Raw genomic sequence first — 20,857 nt, forward strand, 5'->3', positions numbered from 1 at the left:
AAGTCTTATAAGACCTATTACGAAACTATGAAGCACATTAACAACGACGCGGCGTCTTTTCATTGCAGCGAAGACATCCTGACCTCTCTTGCCAGATTTTGTGAAATCATAAAACGCTATCCAGTCTCTCTTGAGCCGTACAGGGGCATGAATGAAAAAGCGCGGGCGGCGTTTCAGGAGGGAGGCTTTCAGCTCTATTCAACAGTGAAAAAGACAACGCTTGTTTACGATCCTTCAGGGGACTGTTTTATAAAGGTCCTTCATCCGATGAATATCAAGGACAAGCTCTCTTTTCTTTTTATAGACAAGGCAAGGGCCATTTACAACATCTCGGAACAGTTGCTCACTAAAGGTGTAAAGGCAATGAAGGTGACAGCGTACGGGTCTTTGAAAAAGGGGAAGCAGCCTTTCTTTGCCGTGAAAAAGGCTGAAGGCGAATCGCTTTACGAGATTATGATAAGGGGCAAGATGACGCTTGACACACAAACTCTTAAAAATGTTCTTGACGAAGTGGCAGGACTCCACCGTCTCGGGTACTGGTTCGGTGACGCTCATCTTTCGCATATCTTCATAAAAGGCCCCGGGGTGTCTGCTTTGATAGACATTGACGGCATCAGGAGGAACAGGCCTTACATGCTCAAGCGCCTCGCAAAAGACATTGCCGGTCTGAATCACCCGGAGCTGCCTTTAACAAAAGATGAAAAGGAATCTCTCCTGGACTACTACCTGAACACATTAACCATAAAAGATAAAGTGAAGTTCACACGGCTTTTAAAATACTACACGGAGCGGAGATGGAAGGATTAAGCATAATCATCCCGGTCTTCAACAAGCTTGAGACAACCGTGAAGTGCGTAAATTTCATAAATGAACATAATAAAGATTGTTCATTTGAAATTATTGTCGTTGATAACGGGTCAACAGATGAAACACCACGGACATTCGAGGTAGGGGCGGGTTTTAAACCCGCCCTTGATTCCGGGCAAATAACCTACATCCGCAACGAACAAAACCTCGGCGTGGCAAAGGCGCTGAATATCGGAGCAAAGGCGGCAAAGTACGATGTCCTGTGTTTCATGCATAACGATGTCTTTGTTTTCAGAGAAGGCTGGACAGGCGCGATACATAATTTTATCTCAACCACTGTAAATGCCGGAGTGGCCGGACTTTACGGCGCAAAGACCCTGCGAAAAGACGGCAGTTTCAGGGGCAGGACAATAGTGCACGCAAAAAAGGACAGCCCCGCAATAAAAAGGCCCTTTGAAAAAGTGGCGGTTGTTGACGGCCTGCTCATGGCAATGAGTAAAACCGTGTTTGAAAAGATCGGCGGATTTCATGAGGACTTCAGGATGCATTATTATGACAAAGATATCTCAATGCGGGCTGTCAAGGACCGGCTGGATAATTATGTCCTTAACATTGCATTTGAGCACGCCTGCGGAACAACGAGAGAGCAGATAAAAACTGATGACTCGATACGCGATGAGGCGCAGGAAAAATTTATTGAAATATGGAAACATTCCCTGCCGGTGGATGTCAGCACCTGGCGGGAGAGGATAGGGTATTTGCTTAAAAAAGCTGAAAGCTGACAGCTATCAGCTAATAGCTAAAAACTATGTGCGGAATATTCGGATTTTTTTCAAAGAGCAGGAAGATAACGACAAAGGAACTCCACATGTCTTTGAAGGCCCTCCATCACCGGGGGCCTGACAACGCAGGAGTTGCGATTTTTAAAACCCCTCACCCTAACCCTCTCCCGCAAGGGGAGAGGGAAATTCAGGAGGCATTCAAATATTACTCTGCCGCTTCTGTCCCCGATGGCGAGTGGTCTTCATTGTTGGCCCACAAACGATTGAGCATCATCGACCTCTCTGAAGCAGCCAGCCAGCCGATGTGCAATGAAGACGGGACGGTCTGGATCTCATACAACGGGGAGATATACAACTTTCAGGAGATAAGAAGCGATCTGCAGTCACGGGGGCACACGTTTAAATCCAGGTCGGACACAGAGGTAATAATTCACGGTTACGAGGAATGGGGGATTGATGTTATAGCCAGGCTGCGGGGGATGTTCGCGTTCGCCCTGCTGGACAAGAGGAACAACCTTCTCTTTCTTGTGCGGGACAGGCTCGGCGTTAAACCCCTGAAGTATTTTTACGATGACGATACGTTTATCTTTGCGTCGGAATTGAAAGGACTCATCCACCTGATACCCCGCAAGCTCGACCTTGATTCCGTTAACAGGTTCCTTTCCCTCAAGTACATCCCTTCGCCGGACACCATTCTTGAGGGGGTCAAGAAGATTTCCCCTGGGCAATATTTAAAGCTTGATCTGGGCGCTGGAAGACTGACCACTGAAACATACTGGAAGCCGAAGTTTTACCCCAAATCACGTCTCTCCTTTGATGAGGCAAAAAGTGGTTTCAGGAAACTCCTGTCGGATTCCGTAGTTATGCGGACGATTTCTGATGTGCCCATCGGCGTCTATTTAAGCGGCGGGATGGATTCAAGCGCCATGGTTGCTATATTAAAAGACAACGGCGTAAAAGACATCAACACCTTCACGATAAAGTTCGACAGGCCGGGTTACGACGAATCGGAATACGCAAAAGCTGTTTCATACCGTTTTCAAACCAGGCACCACGAATACAGGACGCCGGCCCTCTCGTATAACGGCGTTCAGGAGATCGTGGATTCGCTGGACGAGCCGTTCGGAGACCCCTCATATATTCCGACTTATTACCTTTCAAAGTTCACTTCAGAGCACGTCAAGGTCATACTTTCAGGAGACGGCGGCGATGAAATCCTCGGCGGGTATAAAAGATATTTTATTCACGCGCGCGGCAGGATACTGAAATTCCTGCCGCGCATTCAGTGGAATCTCATGAAAAAGCTTCCGCCGGAGATCAACAAGAGGAAATTCATCGGCAGGCTTCAGAGGATTGCCGGGGACCTGTCAGCGGGCTATTGGGGATCATACCTTCTGAGATTCAACGGCTTCAGCGACAGCTTTAAAAGATACACGATGGCCCCCGAATTCTACGGCGCTCTCAAGGGTTTTTCATTAGAAGACCTTGTTGATGATCTTGACGACTTCAATAAAATATCGGACACCATTGAACGGCTTATCTGGATAGACATGCAAACATACCTGCCGGATTATATTCTCACAAAGACCGACCTTGCCCTGATGGCGCATTCAGTGGAAGGCAGGAACCCGTTCGTTGATTATCGTCTCATGGAATTTACCAACAGCCTGCCGCCTGAATACAAATTTAAAGAAGGCGGCAAATACATCCTAAAAAAGATCCTTGAAGATTATGTCCCCAGAGAGATAATCTACCGGAAGAAGATGGGCTTCAGCCCTCCGATAAAATACTGGTTCAGGGACAACCCCGGCCTGTTGAATGATATCTTTGCGGGAGGCGATTTCGTATCAAAAGACATCTTTGATCTGAAGCGGACACAGAACGTAATTGAGAAATTCAGGACAACCGAGATCAATATCTCCGAGCAATTGTGGCTGTTGATAGTGCTGGAGTTATGGAGACGAACATACAGGGTCTGAAATGATAAACTGGAAATCCTCAAATTCAGATGAGAAGGGTCGGCTCCTTGAAGCCTTCGATAAAGGGAAGATCAAAAACATATTATTATTCAGGTGTCAAAAATTAGGTGACATGCTGACTTTCCTCCCGGCCATTCTATGCGTCCGTGAATTGTTCCCATTGGCACAGATAACGCTTGCCTGCCGCAAGGAAGGCCTGGAGATCGCCGAACGTGTCCCCGGTATAGATATTGTATTAGCTGATGACCTGCTGAAAGATAAGCGCCACTGCTCGCGTTATGATTTGATGATAACATCCTCCCAGGATGCAGGCTGGATAAGATTAAAGAAAAAACTTAATATCAAATTTGCCCTCGGTGTCCTTTCAGAATCGCTCAGGGGGGTATGTTTAAAACATCGCTGGCAGTACCGTAATTTTACCGCTGTTGAGAGATATACAGACAGTGAGCATGATGTGGACCGCAACCTGAAAGTGCTGAAATTATTTACGCCTGATTGCCGTTTGCAGAAAAGAAGCCTCTGGACCAGACAGTCTGAAAGGCAGGCGGTTTCAAAATATTTCCCGTCCCCGTCTGCCCGTCTGGTGGTGGTCTCACCGAGCGGGAGTAAGTCCTCTAAAAACTGGCCCCCCGGTTCTTTCTCGGTCCTTTGCGACAAACTAATTCAGGAAAGCGGGGCCGGCATTGTGATTGTCGGAAAGGGAAAACTCGCGCGGGAACAATCGGACAGTATACTCAAGATGATGAAAAGGCAAGCGTTGTCCCTCGTTGACAGGACTTCTTTTGGCGAACTCTGCGCCCTTATTGAAAAGGCCGATCTTGTTGTCAGCGTTGATTCCGGGACAGCACATATAGCATCGTATCTTAATCGTCCTTTAGTCGTGATCTTTGGCCCCGGAGATTTTGAACAATGGAGACCGTGGCAGAGTGACAGAGCTCTTGGGCAGGCGCTGAAGGCTGACTGCAAGTGCGGAACAACGCTTTACAGATGCCGGGAGAAAAAACATTGCCTGGACTCTATAACCCCTGAACAGGTTTTTGAAGAAGCGCGCAAGATGCTGGACCGTGCGAAAGACAGCGGGAAGGGTTTACGTGAAAAAATATAAGGTGCTTCTGGTCACCGAATTCGGCAAGCCGTACAACAGCGGCTGGTACTACAAGTCCGGCCTTGAGAAAAACGGGCACACGGTAATTCCCTTTGACCCGGAAACTGTAGAAGACCCCAAAAGCAAGGTTATTGAGATAGTAAAGGCGAGCAGTCCTGACTTTATTCTCCACACAAAAGATGAACTTCCAGCAGAGACGCTCCAGGAATTGAGACAGCTCACGAAAGTAGTCATGTGGTATCCTGACCCGGTGATTCCGGAGTGGCTGGTCCCGTATGTGAAAGCATGCGATATTTTTTTTACCATGTCCGAGGGGCTTATCCAGGATTTCAAAAAGTATAATGAAAATGTCTTGTGGCTGTCGCAGGCGTTTGAGCCTTCATTTTTTGAAGTAAAAGAAATTACGGGGGAAGACAAAAGAATATTTTCCGCGGATGTTGCCTTTGTCGGCAACCTCGGCTCAAAGGGACAGTATCTTTCACGGAGGGCTTCTCTTGAAAAGGTCATTGACGCGGGTTTTAAATTCAGATGGTGGGGGCCGAAGATACCGCGCAAGTTCTCCACGGTCCCGCTGCTCCTCGGCAAGATCGGAAGGGCTTACGGCGGAAGGTTTGTCTGGGGAGAAGGATATGCGAAAGTCGCGAGGCTTTCAAAAATATTCCTCGCCTTTGATTCCATGCCCCATATCAGGAAATCCATGAGCGCAAGGATGTACACCGCTGTGGGGTGCGGGGCCTTCTACATGTGCCGGCACGTGGAGGGGATCGAGGAGGTTTTACTGCCGGGCAAGGAGATTATCACTTTTCGTTCTGAAAATGAAATGACAGACCTGATAAGATATTACCTTGAAAACGATGCATTAAGGATGAAGATCGCGGAGGCAGGCAGGATGCGCGTGTTGAAGGACCACACTTATGAGGTAAGGGCAAGGCAGATGCTGGAACTGCTGAAAGGAACGGGGATTTAACGGAGATGCAATTAAGTGCCGCCACCTTTATGAGGGAGAACGCGCCTTCGTATCACTTAAGGTTTAAAAGTATTTTTGAATTGTTGAGGACCAATGGAAAGCTTAGTTATCACGAAATCATTAAAACATACTTTGGGAAATACAGGACAATTTCGTTTAAAAAAGAAACTGATGCTGTTTTTATTGCAAGAATTACCGGTCCGGATTATTTGAAGAGAATAATTGGGCATGCTTCCGATAACCACATTCCTGTAATATATGAGACGGATGATTTGCTGCTGTTTGACAGAAGGAATGATGGGCCGGTAAAGGAACATGCGGTGCTGTCAGGGTATCTGGCGAAGGTTTCGGGTGTTATAACTTCGACCCAGTATCTTGCAGATGAATTAAGAAATTATAATTGCAGGGTATTCCTGTTCCCGAACCTGCTGGACCCCAAAATATGGAATGCGAACAGGCCGGAAAGGCGCAGCAGTTCCGGCTGCCTTAATATCTGCTGCATTGGCACAGGCATTATGCCTGAAAATTTAAGACTTATTGTCCCTGCTATGGAATATTGTCAGAAGGCATACGGGAGAGATGTTATCTTTCATCTATGGGGGAATGACAGATATATTGATGAGCGGGTCAGAAAGCTGAAAAATGTGAAGATAATTAATAAAAAAACGCCGTATGTAAAATATGCAAGGAAACTGCAGGAGCGGCATTTCGATTTGGCGGTTGTTCCTCTCAATGATTCCCGTTTTAATCGCGCCAAAAGCAATATAAAATTTCTTGAATACTCCATATCCGGGATCCCATCCTTATTTTCCCGGGTCAAGCCTTACGAGTCCCTCAATGACGGGGTCACTTGCATACTTGCTGAGAATGACCCTGATGACTGGCGGGATAAAATAGCGAAGCTGACAGGGAGTGTGGAATTAAGACAACGTTTGGCCGCTCAGGCGCTTGATGACGTTTTAAAGAACTATATGCTTAATGAAGCATGGGCAGAAAATTATCTGTCTATATTGAGAAACTTTCATGAACATTAAAGATAAGCCATACAATCAGAAGACCGTTAATATTATTGAAGCGCTGCTCAGGTATTCAACATTCATATTTATCTTCTATATTCTTACAGATTTGAGGAAAGGGGGGGACCTAAGGGTTCTCATTCCCTATATATCTCTTGCCCTTATCATCCTGCATCTTATAGTAAGGCAAGATTACACGTGCTTAAAATCGCATCTTTTTTACGCCCTGCTTGGATATGTCCTGATAAGCTATCTCCTCGTGCCATTGTCATTTGATCCGGAGGTCTCGCTGAAAGCGCTCAACAGGGAGATACTAACCGGGATACCTCTGTTCCTTGCCGTGCACCTGCAGACAAGCTCAAACCGGAAAATCGAAGCTGTAACGGTATTTTTAATCTTACTCGCCGTTTTTATTGCAGGCGCCGGGTATTTCACATTTCTTTATAAATACTTCTCGGAAGGCGTATTGGACCACATGTTCCCCGACGTAAGATCCATAAAATTCTACCTGTATCATAACAGGTTCGCGATGGTCCTTAATCTGCTGCTGTCATTTGTCATATCATATGCGGTATCCCGTGATAAAAAGAAAACTATATGGCTGCCCGGTTTGATAATTGTACTTTCAGCGGTCGCCGTCATACTCAGCCTGTCCCGCGGCGGATGGGTCAGCCTTGCTGTCTCATCTGTTTTATGGATCACTTATTTCAGAAAAAATATCAGGCAATTTTCAGTCCGGCTGACTGTTGCAACTCTGATAATCTCTACCTGTTTATTGCTTCTCGTGCCGTCCTTTCAGCAGAGGATCGTCAAAACAACAGAGCAAATATCAACGTTCAACGAGCGAACGGAGATATGGAGCAACAAACTCTCGGCAATCAGGAAGTCGCCTCTTATAGGCTGGGGATACGGGGACAATATAGTATGGGACAGTGCGCCATTTCTTCTGAACGAGACCAATAAAGAAGCTCTCCCGAGAGAGGTCAAAATCGGCAGTCATAATACAATGCTGCACGTGTTATTTCATCAGGGATTAATCGGCTGCGCATTTTTCATGTATCTTTTTATCACAGGTATCATTATGACACTGAAAGAGTTAAAGCTTTTAAATGGCAGCCACCCGGCATCGTATGCAGTCTTTTGCGTATTTATCAGTGTGTTTATTGTGCATTCATTTGTTGAGACCGTCCCTTTCCAGTATATTTGTATGGTCCTGGGGTTCTGCAGCGGCATAAAAGAAACACTTAAGGTTGAAGATTTTGAATATTTTAAAGATCACGCATAGCTATTACCCCGAAAATAACGCAGGCGTTGAGATGTATGTCCATGCTTTAGCGTCAGAGTTGTCAAAAAAAAACCATGTCATGCTCTATACCCGGAGCAAATCGCTCAAGGACCCCGTCCTGGGACCAAAGGGGCCTTATAAGATTTTCAAAATTCCGAAAAAGTTTGCAAAAAGAAGAATACTCAAATCTCTTAAGCAATGTATTCAATCTTTCAAACCCGGCATAGTGCATATCCATCACCTGATGGGACTAGGCCTGAGCATACCATTGTTCCTTCAGAAGTATAACATCCCTTATGTGATTTCACTTCACGATTACTGGTTTGTATGCCCGCAGGTAAGATTGATGAAAGAGGACGGCAGCACATGCAACTTCCCGATTGACAACTGCGCAGATTGCATGTACCGGAAAGGGATATTTAAAAAGATACTATTTAAATATAAACTCGGAATACGGCGAAGAAGGGTTTTGGATGTGCTTAATAACGCGGCATATCTGATTACACCATCAAAAACTATCAAAAAAAGATTCCTGGATTACGGCGTCCGGAATGAAAAATTTAATGTCCTCCCTCTTGGTTTAAACATGGAAGTCTTCAGGAAGCGGGAGAATTATGTTTTAAACAGGTCTGATATCAGGATAGGGTTTATAGGCACTGTAAGCATTTTCAAGGGGGTTTTGGTCTTGCTGAAGGCATTTGAGTTATTAAGTTCTAATAATGTGTTATATCTCTACGGCAAAATGTTGAAAGGCGATGAAAAACAAATCGGAGAAATGATGAAAAAGAACAGCAGAGTAATGTACAAAGGCGAATTTGACCACAATGACATAATGCGGATACTTGGGAATATTGACATATTGGTTGTACCGTCAATCTGCGAGGAATCACACGCAATAGTAATAGATGAAGGACGAGCTGCAGGAGTGCCGGTTATAGCCTCTGCCGTCGGCGCTATTCCTGAAAGGATAGAAGACGGTGTAAACGGCTTTCTTGCCGAGCCGGGAAACATCGCTTCATTAAGGGAGAAGCTGCAATGGTTGATTGATAATTATAATAATGTTGCAAGCCGCATGGAGTTTACTTATAAGTTAACGAGCATTCGGGAAGACGCTGACTATCATGATAATGTTTACAAGATGATAGTAACAGGAAATCGTTGTGAAGATAGCCATAATTAGAAAAAAATACACCTTCCACGGAGGGGCGGAGAGCTTTTCAGGCAGTTTCATTGAGAAGCTCGCGGATGACGGACACGAGATGCATATATTCGCGATAAAATGGGAGGCAGGCGGTACGCACAAAAATATCCATTTTCATAAAGTGCCCGCGATCACGTTCAATTCATTTCTCAGGGACCTCTCTTTTGCTGTGTCTTCATACTTCCTTCTGAAGAAACAGAGAAAGTATTTCGACATAATCCAGACCCACGACAAGACAATTTATCAGGACATCTACCGCGCAGGGGACGGATGTCACATTGAGTGGTTGAGGCAGAGGTGGAAGAGGATTGGTATTTTGGGAAAACTTTCCATGGTCCTTAATCCTTATCACTGGCTCATCCTTGATCTGGAGCATAAAATTTTCAGCAGGCGCAGGTATAAAAAGATCATCGCCATTTCTGAGATGGTCAAAAAGAACATCATCGACAATTACAAGGTCCCTCCTTCCGATATCGAGGTGATTTACAACGGCGTGGACACAAATAAATTTCATCCGGCGAACAGAGAAAAGTTCAGACATGAAATCAGACGGAAGCACGGATTGACTGAAAATGATTTTGTCGTGCTCTTCATGGGTTCGGGTTTTGAAAGGAAAGGGGTCGGGGCTTTGATACAGGCTGTTGAGAGGGTAAAGGAGCCGGTTGCGGTTTTGATAGTGGGAAAGGGGAAACACCCCCCTGTGTCCCCCCTTAATAAGGGGGGAATTAAAGGGGGGGCTTTTCAGTACAAGCACAAAATCATTTTCTGCGGGCCGCAGAAGGACAATTATAAATACTACGCCGCTGCTGACATATTCGTCTTCCCGACAATCTATGAGCCTTTCGGCAATGTCCATCTTGAGGCGCTGGCAAGCGGGCTTCCGGTGATAACAACAAGAAACAGCGGCGCCTCTGAGACAATCAAAGACGGTTTGCATGGTTTTGTTATAGAGCGGCCGGAGGACGTCGCAGCTATTTCGGAGAAGATAAAATATTTCATGGATAACAGAGACAAGCTGGAGTCAATGAGCCAAAACGCAAGGCAGCTTGCCGGGGAGTTTACTTTTGAAAAGCATATTGAGAAAATACGAGAGTTGTATCAGAGGGTAATTGAAGCGTCATAGGTAAAGACACATGAATGAGTCGTCATGCCCGAAGTTTCCCCGCTTACTGACTGCGGGAATGACAAATAGTATGGCTTACTTATGAACAACTTAGTGATTGACAAGAGAGGAAAGAGCTTTGTTTCCAGTATCCGTTGCGATAATAACTAAGAATGAAGAGCACAACATCGAAGACGCGCTGGAAAGCGTAGCCGACGCAAAGGAGATTATTGTTGTTGATTCATTCAGCAGCGACAGGACGGTTGAGATCTGCCGGAAGTTCACTGACAAGGTTTTTCAGCACCAGTGGGACGGGTACGCCAGGCAGAAACAAAGGGCGGTTGATCTTGCAGGGGGCCAGTGGGTCTTGATACTCGATGCGGATGAGAGGGTAACGCCTGACCTCAAAGCGGAAATTGTGAAAACCATAGCACAGACAGACTGCAATGGTTTCTACATGTCGAGGGAAAACTACTTTATCGGTAAATGGATAAAGCACGGAGGCTGGTGGCCTGACAATACACTGAGGCTTTTCAAAAAGGACAAAGGTCGGTTTGAGATCAGAGAGGTTCATGAGAAGATAGTTGTAGAGGGCAGGACCGGATATTTAAAAAATCCGCTCAGGCATTACACGTACCGGAGCATCCCGGATTTTACCGCGAGAATGGAGCGCTATTCCACGCTTGCCGCCAGGGAGATATTGAAAAGCTCAGGGAAGGCCGGCGCATTTTCTCTTACCGTAAAGCCGCTATCAACTTTTCTTAAAATGTACGTGCTGCGCCTTGGGGTCCTGGATGGAAAGCGCGGGTTGATTCTCGCCGTTCTTTACAGCTACTACACGTTTTTAAAATACGCAAAGACGTGGGAAAAGCAGATTAGATGAAAATACTTATCATCAAGCCGAGCTCGCTGGGCGATGTCATCCATGCACTGCCTTTTCTGAACGCAGTGAAGGATACCTTCCCAAAGGCCCGAATAGACTGGGTGATAAGCGAGAATTTTAAAGACATACTCGCAGGCAATCCACTTATTAACAGGCTTATTGTCTTTGATAAAGACGCATTAAAAAAGGCAGGCGGGATGTTACACGTTGCAAAAACCTTGCATAAGGAATTGAAGGCGCAGCGCTATGATATTGTTGTTGATCTTCAGGGGCTATTGAGAAGCGGGGTGATGACAGTATTCGCACAGGCCCCGTTGAAAGTAGGTTTTGCCGATGCGCGGGAAGGGAGCACATTTTTTTATGATAAAAAAGTTTCCGTTGATAAAAACATGCATGCTGTAGACAAATGCCTTGAGGTAGCAAAGGCAATCGACGCAAAGGTAAACAAGGCAGCGTTCCCGCTCCATGTTGACAAAGCATCAAAGGGGAAAGTAAAAGAGCTTGTCGGCAATATCGGGGAATATCTTGTGATAGTTCCATCCGCGAGATGGGAAACGAAAAGGTGGCCTGCTGAAAATTTCGCCGAGTTGATATTGAAAGTTGCTGTTCCATGCGTTATTGTTGGAAGTAAGAGTGATAAAAAGATAGCACAGGAGATTATGGACAGAAGACAGAAGACAGAAGACAGAGGACAGATACCCCCCCATCCCCCCCTTGCCAAGGGGGGGCAAAGGGGGGTTATCGACCTTTGTGGTAAAACCGATCTGAAAGAGCTCGTTGCCTTGATTGCCGGGGCGCGGGCAGTGGTGAGCAATGATTCAGGCCCAATGCACATTGCCGCCGCACTCAACAAACCCCTTGTCGCGATCTTCGGCCCCACTGATCCGGCAAAGACCGGCCCGTACGGCTGGCAAAAAAATAAAAATATGAAAGTAATAAGGGCAAACGTCACATGCGGCCCCTGCAGAAAGAGGAAATGCAGGGAGCTTATCTGCATGGAAAAAATAAGTGTTGAGGAAGTAACTAAGGCGGTGAAGGAACTGCTATGACAAAACAAAGAAGACAGAAGTCAGAAGTCAGAAGTCAGAAAAAAATTATCATGGTCCTCATTCTGTGCTCTGTCCTCTGTCTTCTGTCTTCTGTTTTCTGTCTTTCCATCGACGCCGGGCAGCCGGTCAATAATAAATTCGTCTACTACATATACTGGTCAGGCATCAAGGCCGGTACCGCGGAATTTACATTTGAAAACTCTCCTGAAGGCCTTACGCTCACTACATACGCAACCTCCGCGCCGGTGATCTCCATCTTTTATAAAGTAGAAGATTTCGCGCAAAGCACTTTGGACCCTGACGGCTATCCGAAGAGTTTTATCCTGAAGGCAAGCGAAGGAAGGCACAAAAGGGACAAGGAGACGTATTTTGAATCTATGCCGGACGGAAAGCATAAGGTAAATTATTACGACAAAATAAAAGACAAGAGGGCTGAATTCTTCTTCGATCAACCGGCATATGACCCGTTGTCGGCTTTCTTCGCAATGACAAAGATGTCCCTGGAGGAGGGGCAGTCGAAATTTATCGACATATTTGACAGCAAGAAACTCTATCATACGGAAATTCAGGTTTTGAAAAAAGAAAAGGTCCGCGTGCCCGCCGGAGAGTTCAACACTATCCTTGTGAAACCCCTCCTGAAATCAGAGGGGCTTTTCCGCAAGACAGGAGATATCTTCATCTGGGCGACTGATGACGATAGAAAACTCCCTGTCCTCTTAAAAAGCAAGGCCGTAATCGGCTCCTTCACCGTTGAACTGGCCGAAGGGGATTATTAAACTAAAAGCCGTAATGCGTAATGCGTAATCCGTAATGCGTAAAGAGTTACTGAGTTATTCTTTTTACCCATCACGCGTTACGATAATAAACCTATCGTTTTCATGATCCAGGCCTGCGCTGGTGCAGGAGGTTTATGATCAGGTTTTGAAGGTCCTGCGAAGTTTGCAACTTGTTACAATCATGAAGTATCATTAATGACTATGTTTCAGAGCTTCAGCACAACAGGTATCGGCAGCCTGCCTCATACGGATTCTACAGAGGCATGTAATGTCATTTTAAACTCGGTGGATATTCCCTTCTGGCCGCAGTTGCCGCACAGGAGTTTTCTCGAACTCATGGTCCCTCAATACTCCGAGGGGTTCCCCTTTATAAAGATTGAAGGCGAGCATGTAAATATAATACCGGGTGAGGAACAGGCGGTCTCGGCATTTTACGAGACGATTGCCGGTAACACCGGTTTCCCTATCTCCCAGGAAAATGCTGCCGGGTTTTATGCATTCCTTGAGATCCTGAAAAAGCAGGACAGGAAACTCGATGCGGTCAAAGGCCACATCACAGGGCCGCTGACCTTTTCATTGTCAGTAACGGATGATCAAAAGCGTCCCCTTTTTTTCAATGACGAGCTTAGAGAGCTTTCGCTTGAACTTCTCAAGGGCAAGGCAACCTGGCAGATAAATAAGCTAAAGCCCTTTGCCGAAAAAGTTCTGGTCTTTATTGACGAGCCGATCCTTTCAGCTCTGGGCACGTCCACTTACATCGGAGTTAATACCGCCGAGGCCTCACGGATGCTGCAGGAGATCGTCAAACACATCAAGAACGCAGGCGGCATTGCCGGCATTCACTGCTGCGGCAAGGCTGACTGGCCTCTGATCCTTTCTTCGGGCATTGACGTGTTCAATTTCGACGCATATTTTTACTGGGACACCCTCAGCCTGTATCCTGAAGAAATAAAGTCGTTCATCAACAACAACGGCTTCATAGCCTGGGGAGTGGTCCCGACATCTGACATGATACGAGGAGTGACCCTTCAGGGCTTGTGCGATCAGCTTGAAAGGGGCCTGACCTCGCTTGAGAAGATCGGCATCCCCCGTGAAAAGATCAGGCGGCAGGCATTGATAACCCCCTCCTGCGGGACAGGCTCATTGGTCACCGAAGACGCGCTGAAGGTATTCTCCCTGTTAAAGGATTTAAGAAATCAATATGTCAAGGGTTAAGGGGTTCATCTCCTTTGAAGGCATAGAAGGCTCCGGTAAAAGCACCCAGGTAAAACTCATTGCCGCCTATTTACGCTCAAAGGGACACAATGTCATTGAGACTGTCGAGCCGGGCGGGACAAAGATCGGGGGCAAGATCAGGGGCCTGCTCCTTGAACCTGAAAACCACATGGATCCGCTTACCGAACTTCTTCTGTACTACGCGTCACGGGCGCAGCACGTCAGGGAAGTGATTTATCCGGCGATACTCAAAAGCACGGTTGTTATCACAGACCGTTTTACAGATTCAACAATCGCTTATCAGGGCTACGCAAGAGGGCTGGATATATCTCTTATACACGCACTCGATGAAATCGTTGTGCCTGATCTGAGACCTTCTCTCACCTTTCTGCTCGACCTTGATGTTGCGGAAGGCCTCAGGAGAAACAGGCACGCTCAGAAAGAGGACAGGTTTGAATTAGAGACAATAGAGTTTCATACCCGTGTCAGGAGCGGTTTCCTCCAGATCGCCAAAGACGAGCCTGAGAGGGTCAAGATAATCGACGCCTCAAAAAGCCCTGAAGAAGTTAGCGCGGAGATAATAAAAGTGTTAGAGGGATCATGGCATTAAAAGATATCATCGGACAGGAAAAGGCCCTCGGCATTCTCCGGGGCTGCATTGAAAAAAACCGTATCCCTCACGCGCTTTTATTTGCAGGCGATGAAGGCATCGGCAAGAGGCTTACCGCGATCAATTTTGCAAAAGCGCTTAATTGCCAGGGCAAAGAGCATAGAGCAAAGAGCGTGGAGGAAACCGGTCTGGATTTCGGGTTCTTTCCACCGGAGACGCAGGCTGTCAATACTGATCCCCAATCCCCAACCCCTAACCCCCTTCTCGATTCCTGCGATACTTGTCCTTCATGCGTAAAGATAGACAAGGGGATCCATCCGGACTTTTTTCTGATCGAGACTGAGGGCGACGGAGACCAGATAAAGATCGAGGCGGTAAGGCAGCTTGAAGAAGCTTTGTCCTACAAACCCTATGAAGGCAGCTATAAGGTCGCGATTGTCGACAACGCCGACAAGATGAATTCATCGGCAGCCAATGCCTTCCTGTCCACGCTTGAGTCGCCCCCGTCACAAAGCATTATAATCCTTGTTTCATCAAAACCCGACAGGCTCCTGCCGACGATCCGCTCAAGATGCCAGAGGATAAACTTCGCGCCTCTGCCCGTTGAAATGATGAGCGGCCTGGTGAAAGAGAAATATAAAAAGCTGGACGATGAGCAGGCATTACTTTTAAGTGTGCTGTCAGGCGGCCGGCTCGGATACGCGCTGAATGAAAACCTGGTCGCACAAAGAGACAGGTCTTTCAATATTTTCAACCAAATGCTGAGCGGTTCCGAAGATGATGTGCGCGATGATAAATTATCCATGGAGGAATGGTTTGACTGGGCGCAGCTCTGGCTGAGGGACATTGCCGTATTTAAGGCGACGGGGCAAACGGCCTTCCTGATCAATAAAGACAAGGCAGGCGAGATACAGGCCCTTGCCGGAAAGGCGGCCCTAAGAGAGGTACTAAAATTGGCCCGCGAGCTTTATAATATAAGAGGACAATTAAATTTCAATCTCAACGAAAAGCTCACGTTTAACTACACAGGCCTTTTAATGAGAAAAAGGTTAGGAAAGATAAATGCAGGAAGACAATAACATACTGGAAACACACGATGAGGCGGAAGCTCCCGCCAAACACACTGTGGTCGGCATCAGGTTCAGGCGTTGCGGAAAGGTGTACACCTTTGAAGTGAACGGGCTCGACGTGCATCCCGGCGCAAAGGTTGTCGTAGAATCGGAAATGGGATTGAGCATAGGCAATGTCGTAACGCCGAAGTGCTCAATTGAAAAACCGGAAGAGCCTCTGAAAAAGGTCATCAGGATGGTATCTGAGGAAGACATCGAAACAATGAAAAACAACCGCGCCCTTGAGGAAGAGGCAAAAGTTTTCTGCGCCAACAGGGCCAAGGAACTTAATCTTCCCATGAAGATCGTGTCGGCGGAGACAACGCTTGATAAGAAGAGGCTCATCTTCTATTTCACGGCGGACGGCAGGATCGATTTCAGGGAGCTCGTCAGGGACCTTGCGGCAAGATTCAAGACCCGCATTGAAATGAGACAGATAGGCGTCAGGGACGAAGTGAAAATATTGGGCGGCATCGGCTGCTGCGGACGGCAGACGTGCTGCAGCCTTTTTCTTACGTCCTTCGAGCCTGTAACAATAAAAATGGCAAAGCAGCAGGACCTCTCGATAAACCAGAGCAAGCTGTCCGGCATCTGCGGCAGATTGATGTGCTGCCTTGGTTATGAATGCAAAGACGCGCCGGAAGAGGAAACAGCGCCGCCTAAAGGGGAAGATTTTATAACGGTTACAGATGAGCCTTCTGTGACCGCCCTTGAAAAGCTGGATTCGGAAGCGGTTTCCGCGCCTGAGTCAAAACAGCCTGTCGAATCGCCCCGGGGCCGTGATGAAAGGCAAAGGACAGATGTTCCAGGCAGAGAGCAGCAGCAAAGGGAGGGAGCGGCCCCTGACCAGCCCGGAAGGGACAGGCATCGCAGGAGAAGGCGTCACAGGCCGAGACAACATTCGCCGGAAAACGCTGCTCAGGCAGCGCCTCCTCAGCAAAGGCCTGCCCAGCAGGATAAGCCCGTTCAGCAGAACGAACCCCGGCAGGGTGGACAGCAGCCGGCAGATGCGGATGGGAAGGGCAAGCCCTTCAGCAAACGCAGGAGATTCTGGCATAAGAAGAAACAATAGACTAACCATTGAATTGAACCACGGAGAACACAGAGGCACGGAGAGGTGACTCTGTGGTCTTTATAAATTAACACTCATAATGGAAAAGTTTTACGTCACAACTCCTATTTATTACGTCAACGATGTCCCACACATCGGACACGCGTATACGACCATTGCCGCTGACATCCTTTCCCGGTATAACAGATTAAAGGGCAATAACGTTTTCTTCCTTACCGGAACGGATGAGCACGGGCAGAAGGTCGAGAAGGCAGCGCAGTCAAGAGGGCTTTCTCCAAAGGAACACGCCGACATAATGGTCGAGAATTTCAAATCCCTCTGGAAGAAATTAAATATCTCAAACGACGCCTTTATCCGCACCACTGACCCTGAGCATATCAAGACCGTTCAGGGGCTCATTCAGCTCCTCTGGGACAACGGAGAGATAGAGAAGAGGCAGTACGCCGGATGGTATTGCACCCCGGATGAACGTTTCTGGACAGAGAAAGACCTTGTTGAAGGCAACTGCCCCGACTGCGGAAGGCCTGTGGAGCAGATACAGGAGGAAAACTATTTCTTCCTAATGTCAAAGTATCAGGGCAGGCTGATCAAATATATTGAGGACAATCCTTCTTACATACTTCCTGAGACGCGCAGGAACGAGGTCCTTGGATTTTTAAAGAATAATACCCTTGGAGACCTTTGCATATCAAGGCCGAAGGCAAGGCTTGCGTGGGGGATCCCCTTTCCCTTTGATGAAGCCTTTGTGACCTACGTCTGGTTTGACGCACTTGTGAATTATTTCTCAGCGACGCGCTATCTTGTCCCTCATGCTGAGAGGGCAAGGCTCGGAGATTTCTGGTGGCCTGCGGAGCATCACCTTGTGGGAAAGGATATCCTGACCACTCATGCCGTTTACTGGTCAACTATGCTGATGGCGCTTGATCTCCCTCGGCCGAAAAATATCTTTGCCCACGGCTGGTGGACGGTTGACGGGAAAAAGATGTCGAAGTCCATCGGCAATGTCGTTGACCCCAATGAGATGGTTGAAAAGTACGGGGTGGACGCCTTCAGGTATTTTCTCTTCAGGGAAGTGCCCTTCGGACTTGACGGGAATTTTTCTGAGGACGCTTTGATAAGCCGGATCAACACCGACCTTGCCAATGACCTTGGCAATCTCCTGAGCAGGTTCTTAACGATGGCTGAGAAATATTTCGGGGGTGACGTAGGGATCCCTGCGGGAAATACGACTGCGCTCAATCCTTTCGCAAAAGAATGTATTGAGTCAATGCTTTCCGCAATGAATGATATTCCTCATCGCCACTGGTCTACTCTTAGATTCAATGTAATCCTCGATCACATATGGGATATTATCAGTGCCGGGAATAATCATATTGCCCAGAAGGAACCTTGGAAGCTCGCCAAAACAGATACCGAAGAGCTGAAAAGTGTAATGTTCAATATCTGGAATGCGATCAGGCTCTCGGCAGTTGCGCTTTATCCGTTCATGCCTGACACTTCAGAGAAGATGTGGAAGCAATTGGGGCTGAGGTCATTAATTGAAGAAACTAAACAAAGCTTGCCAAAGGCTCCAGATGAAGGTTCAGACAATTATCCGGCAATATTTTCATGGGAGTGGAAGCCGGGATATGAAATAAAGATTTCAAAAGGAGAGCAATTATTCCCAAGGATAGAGGTGAAGAAGGAGACAGAAAAAACAAAGGGAGGCAAAGGAGTGATGACTGAATCAGGACAAACTTCTACAGAACAGAAAACAGAAGATAATTTAATTTCCATAGAAGATTTTGCAAAGGTGCAATTAAAGATCGGCAAGGTGCTTCAGGCCGAGCGGGTCCCCAAATCCAGCAAGCTCATCAAACTTCAGGTTGACACAGGCGAGCCCAGACAGGTTGTCGCCGGGATCGGGCAGGCTTACGCGCCTGAGGACCTGATCGGTAAGAGCATCGCGGTTGTAACAAACCTGAAGCCTGCGAAACTGATGGGCGTTGAATCTCAGGGAATGCTCCTTGCAGCCACAGACAGCGACGGTGTGTTGTCAATATTAATTCCCGAAAAAAACGTGAAGGAAGGGGCGAAAATAAAGTGAGCGCCAAAATTATTTCAATTAACATCAGCGAAAAAAAAGGTATGAGGAAAAAGGCAGTTGAGTACGCTGTCATAAAAGATAATTACGGCATCGAGAGCGACGCCCATGCCTCGGAAAAGTGGCACCGGCAGATCAGCCTGCTCGCTCTTGAGAGCATCAAAAAGATGCAGGACAAGGGACTGAATGTCGGCCCCGGTGATTTTGCCGAGAACATTACGACCGAGGGCATTATTCTCATGACCCTTCCTGTCGGCACAAAAATGATTATCGGGGAAGGCATTGAAGTTGAGGTCACCCAGATCGGCAAACTGTGCCATGCCCGCTGCGCGATCTATGAACAGGCCGGCGACTGCGTGATGCCGCGAGAAGGCATCTTTGTAAAAGTGCTGAAAGGCGGCACGATTAGAAAAGGAGACAGTATAGTAGTTAGGGATTAGGGATTAGTAAAAACCAAGCCCCAACCCCTAACCCCCAATCCCCAAGATGATCAAGGTTGCGATACTGACATTAAGCGATAAAGGCTCAAGAGGCGAGCGGGAAGACACGAGCGGGCCGGCTATCGAAAGGATGATGAAGAAGATCGGCGCAAAAGTTGTCAGCTCTGATATCCTCCCGGATGAAAAGGCATTGATAAAGAAAAAACTTCTTTCCTTATGCAATAAGGTTGACCTTATCCTCACCACCGGCGGCACGGGTGTATCACCGCGTGACGTGACTCCTGAGGTGACCCGTGAAGTCATTCAGCGGGAGATACCGGGCATTGCCGAGGCAATGCGTTACAAGGGATTGAAGAAGACCCCCTTTGCAATGCTTTCTCGGTCCGTTGCAGGTGTCAGGGGGAAGACCCTGATAATAAATCTTCCTGGAAGCCCGTCGGCGGTAAAAGAAAATCTGTCGGTGGTCCTTGACTGCCTCCCTCATGCAATTGAAAAGATCCAGGGATGTCAGAAAGATTGCGCAACCCACAGATTCCGGGGTAAGCCCGGAATGACAAAATAAATAATATCCGGTAAAATCTATTTATGTCAAACGTAGGATACATAGGCGCTTTTCTCGGCGGGCTGCTCTCTTTTCTCTCGCCGTGCGTGCTGCCGCTTATCCCGTCGTACGTTTCCTATATCACCGGGATATCCTTTGAAGATTTCAAGACCGCAGACAAGGCATTCATAAGAAAACTTACGCTCATAAATTCCTCCGCGTTCGTGCTTGGCTTTTCCGTTGTGTTTATCCTGCTTGGAGTATCGTCATCTTTTATCGGTTCTCTTTTCTCGTTCTACTATGACCAGATCAGGATAGTCGGCGGGATAATAATCATCTTCTTCGGACTGTACGTGATGGGAATCCTGAAACTCAACTTTCTTGCGTCGGACAAGAGGATCCACCTCAAGTCAAAACCTCGCGGGTATATGGGATCTTTTGTCGTCGGGCTTACCTTCGGCGCGGGATGGACGCCGTGCATCGGCCCGATACTTGGATCGATCCTGCTTATCGCGAGCACGTCAGGTTCCGCCATGTACGGCTTCAAGCTCCTGCTCGTATATTCCGCGGGACTCGCAATCCCATTTGTTACAACATCCCTTCTCATAAATACCTTCCTCAGCCATTTCAGGGCCATACAGAGCCGCATGAGAATAATAATGATCGTCAGCGGCCTGCTGCTGATCTCCTTCGGAATAATCCTCCTCACCGACTCCGTGCATCTGCTCCTGAGCATAGCGCCGGACCTGGGAGTGGAGAAATTGATCACCCCATCGCATAAGGCCCGGTAAATTCATTGGCCGCTTTTGACTTTTAGGGCGGAATTTCTGTATTT

General features: G+C 47.3%; 20 protein-coding genes. All 20 read left to right on the plus strand.

Annotated elements, in window-relative coordinates:
- Positions 1-27 precede the first annotated feature (27 nt).
- The 20 genes from HZB61_04245 to HZB61_04340 all read left to right on the plus strand — a co-directional run bounded on the left by HZB61_04245 (position 28) and on the right by HZB61_04340 (position 20,813).
- The gene (locus tag HZB61_04245; GenBank protein MBI5055809.1) at positions 28-807 is read left to right on the plus strand and encodes a hypothetical protein; all 780 of its coding nucleotides are present in this window, start codon (positions 28-30) and stop codon (positions 805-807) included.
- Positions 795-1,589 (plus strand): glycosyltransferase, encoded by a 795-nt coding sequence (locus tag HZB61_04250; protein ID MBI5055810.1) that lies wholly within the window; start codon positions 795-797, stop codon positions 1,587-1,589. Before HZB61_04245 ends, HZB61_04250 begins: the two co-directional genes overlap by 13 nt.
- 26 nt (positions 1,590-1,615) lie before the next feature.
- The gene (gene asnB, locus HZB61_04255; protein ID MBI5055811.1) at positions 1,616-3,568 is read left to right on the plus strand and encodes an asparagine synthase (glutamine-hydrolyzing); all 1,953 of its coding nucleotides are present in this window, start codon (positions 1,616-1,618) and stop codon (positions 3,566-3,568) included.
- 1 nt (position 3,569) lies between these two features.
- Positions 3,570-4,673 carry a glycosyltransferase family 9 protein gene (locus HZB61_04260; protein ID MBI5055812.1) on the plus strand — a complete coding sequence of 368 codons (1,104 nt, stop codon included), beginning with the start codon at positions 3,570-3,572 and terminating at the stop codon, positions 4,671-4,673.
- Positions 4,660-5,640, plus strand: coding sequence for a glycosyltransferase (locus tag HZB61_04265; GenBank protein MBI5055813.1), 981 nt, complete (start codon positions 4,660-4,662; stop codon positions 5,638-5,640). The genes HZB61_04260 and HZB61_04265 overlap by 14 nt, the downstream gene beginning before the upstream one ends.
- A 5-nt stretch (positions 5,641-5,645) precedes the next feature.
- Positions 5,646-6,674 (plus strand): glycosyltransferase, encoded by a 1,029-nt coding sequence (locus HZB61_04270; protein ID MBI5055814.1) that lies wholly within the window; start codon positions 5,646-5,648, stop codon positions 6,672-6,674.
- A complete protein-coding gene (locus HZB61_04275; GenBank protein ID MBI5055815.1) occupies positions 6,664-7,941 on the plus strand; it encodes an O-antigen ligase family protein in 1,278 nt (425 codons plus the stop codon). Before HZB61_04270 ends, HZB61_04275 begins: the two co-directional genes overlap by 11 nt.
- Positions 7,916-9,121 (plus strand): glycosyltransferase, encoded by a 1,206-nt coding sequence (locus HZB61_04280; GenBank protein MBI5055816.1) that lies wholly within the window; start codon positions 7,916-7,918, stop codon positions 9,119-9,121. The genes HZB61_04275 and HZB61_04280 overlap by 26 nt, the downstream gene beginning before the upstream one ends.
- Positions 9,102-10,265: a glycosyltransferase family 4 protein gene (locus tag HZB61_04285; GenBank protein ID MBI5055817.1), complete on the plus strand. Its 1,164-nt coding sequence runs from the start codon at positions 9,102-9,104 to the stop codon at positions 10,263-10,265. The genes HZB61_04280 and HZB61_04285 overlap by 20 nt, the downstream gene beginning before the upstream one ends.
- Before the next feature lie 118 nt (positions 10,266-10,383).
- The gene (locus HZB61_04290; GenBank protein ID MBI5055818.1) at positions 10,384-11,127 is read left to right on the plus strand and encodes a glycosyltransferase family 2 protein; all 744 of its coding nucleotides are present in this window, start codon (positions 10,384-10,386) and stop codon (positions 11,125-11,127) included.
- Positions 11,124-12,176 (plus strand): lipopolysaccharide heptosyltransferase I, encoded by a 1,053-nt coding sequence (gene waaC, locus HZB61_04295; GenBank protein ID MBI5055819.1) that lies wholly within the window; start codon positions 11,124-11,126, stop codon positions 12,174-12,176. The genes HZB61_04290 and waaC overlap by 4 nt, the downstream gene beginning before the upstream one ends.
- Positions 12,173-12,952, plus strand: a complete 780-nt coding sequence (locus tag HZB61_04300; protein ID MBI5055820.1) for a DUF3108 domain-containing protein — start codon at positions 12,173-12,175, stop codon at positions 12,950-12,952. The genes waaC and HZB61_04300 overlap by 4 nt, the downstream gene beginning before the upstream one ends.
- A gap of 195 nt (positions 12,953-13,147) precedes the next feature.
- Positions 13,148-14,167, plus strand: a complete 1,020-nt coding sequence (locus HZB61_04305) for a hypothetical protein (protein MBI5055821.1) — start codon at positions 13,148-13,150, stop codon at positions 14,165-14,167.
- Positions 14,154-14,777 (plus strand): dTMP kinase, encoded by a 624-nt coding sequence (locus HZB61_04310; GenBank protein MBI5055822.1) that lies wholly within the window; start codon positions 14,154-14,156, stop codon positions 14,775-14,777. The genes HZB61_04305 and HZB61_04310 overlap by 14 nt, the downstream gene beginning before the upstream one ends.
- On the plus strand, positions 14,768-15,856 hold the full coding sequence (locus HZB61_04315) for a DNA polymerase III subunit delta' (protein MBI5055823.1): 1,089 nt from the start codon (positions 14,768-14,770) through the stop codon (positions 15,854-15,856). The genes HZB61_04310 and HZB61_04315 overlap by 10 nt, the downstream gene beginning before the upstream one ends.
- Complete coding sequence (locus tag HZB61_04320; protein MBI5055824.1) at positions 15,840-16,958, plus strand: stage 0 sporulation family protein; 1,119 nt, start codon at positions 15,840-15,842, stop codon at positions 16,956-16,958. Before HZB61_04315 ends, HZB61_04320 begins: the two co-directional genes overlap by 17 nt.
- A 79-nt stretch (positions 16,959-17,037) precedes the next feature.
- Positions 17,038-19,044: a methionine--tRNA ligase gene (gene metG, locus HZB61_04325; GenBank protein ID MBI5055825.1), complete on the plus strand. Its 2,007-nt coding sequence runs from the start codon at positions 17,038-17,040 to the stop codon at positions 19,042-19,044.
- Positions 19,045-19,085: 41 nt separating this feature from the next.
- The gene (locus HZB61_04330; protein ID MBI5055826.1) at positions 19,086-19,481 is read left to right on the plus strand and encodes an MOSC domain-containing protein; all 396 of its coding nucleotides are present in this window, start codon (positions 19,086-19,088) and stop codon (positions 19,479-19,481) included.
- A gap of 46 nt (positions 19,482-19,527) precedes the next feature.
- On the plus strand, positions 19,528-20,043 hold the full coding sequence (locus HZB61_04335; GenBank protein ID MBI5055827.1) for a MogA/MoaB family molybdenum cofactor biosynthesis protein: 516 nt from the start codon (positions 19,528-19,530) through the stop codon (positions 20,041-20,043).
- Between the two features lie 23 nt (positions 20,044-20,066).
- Positions 20,067-20,813 (plus strand): sulfite exporter TauE/SafE family protein, encoded by a 747-nt coding sequence (locus HZB61_04340; protein ID MBI5055828.1) that lies wholly within the window; start codon positions 20,067-20,069, stop codon positions 20,811-20,813.
- Positions 20,814-20,857 lie beyond the last annotated feature (44 nt).

The organism is Nitrospirota bacterium, from assembly GCA_016214845.1.
In the GTDB taxonomy this organism is placed as follows: domain Bacteria; phylum Nitrospirota; class Thermodesulfovibrionia; order UBA6902; family UBA6902; genus SURF-23.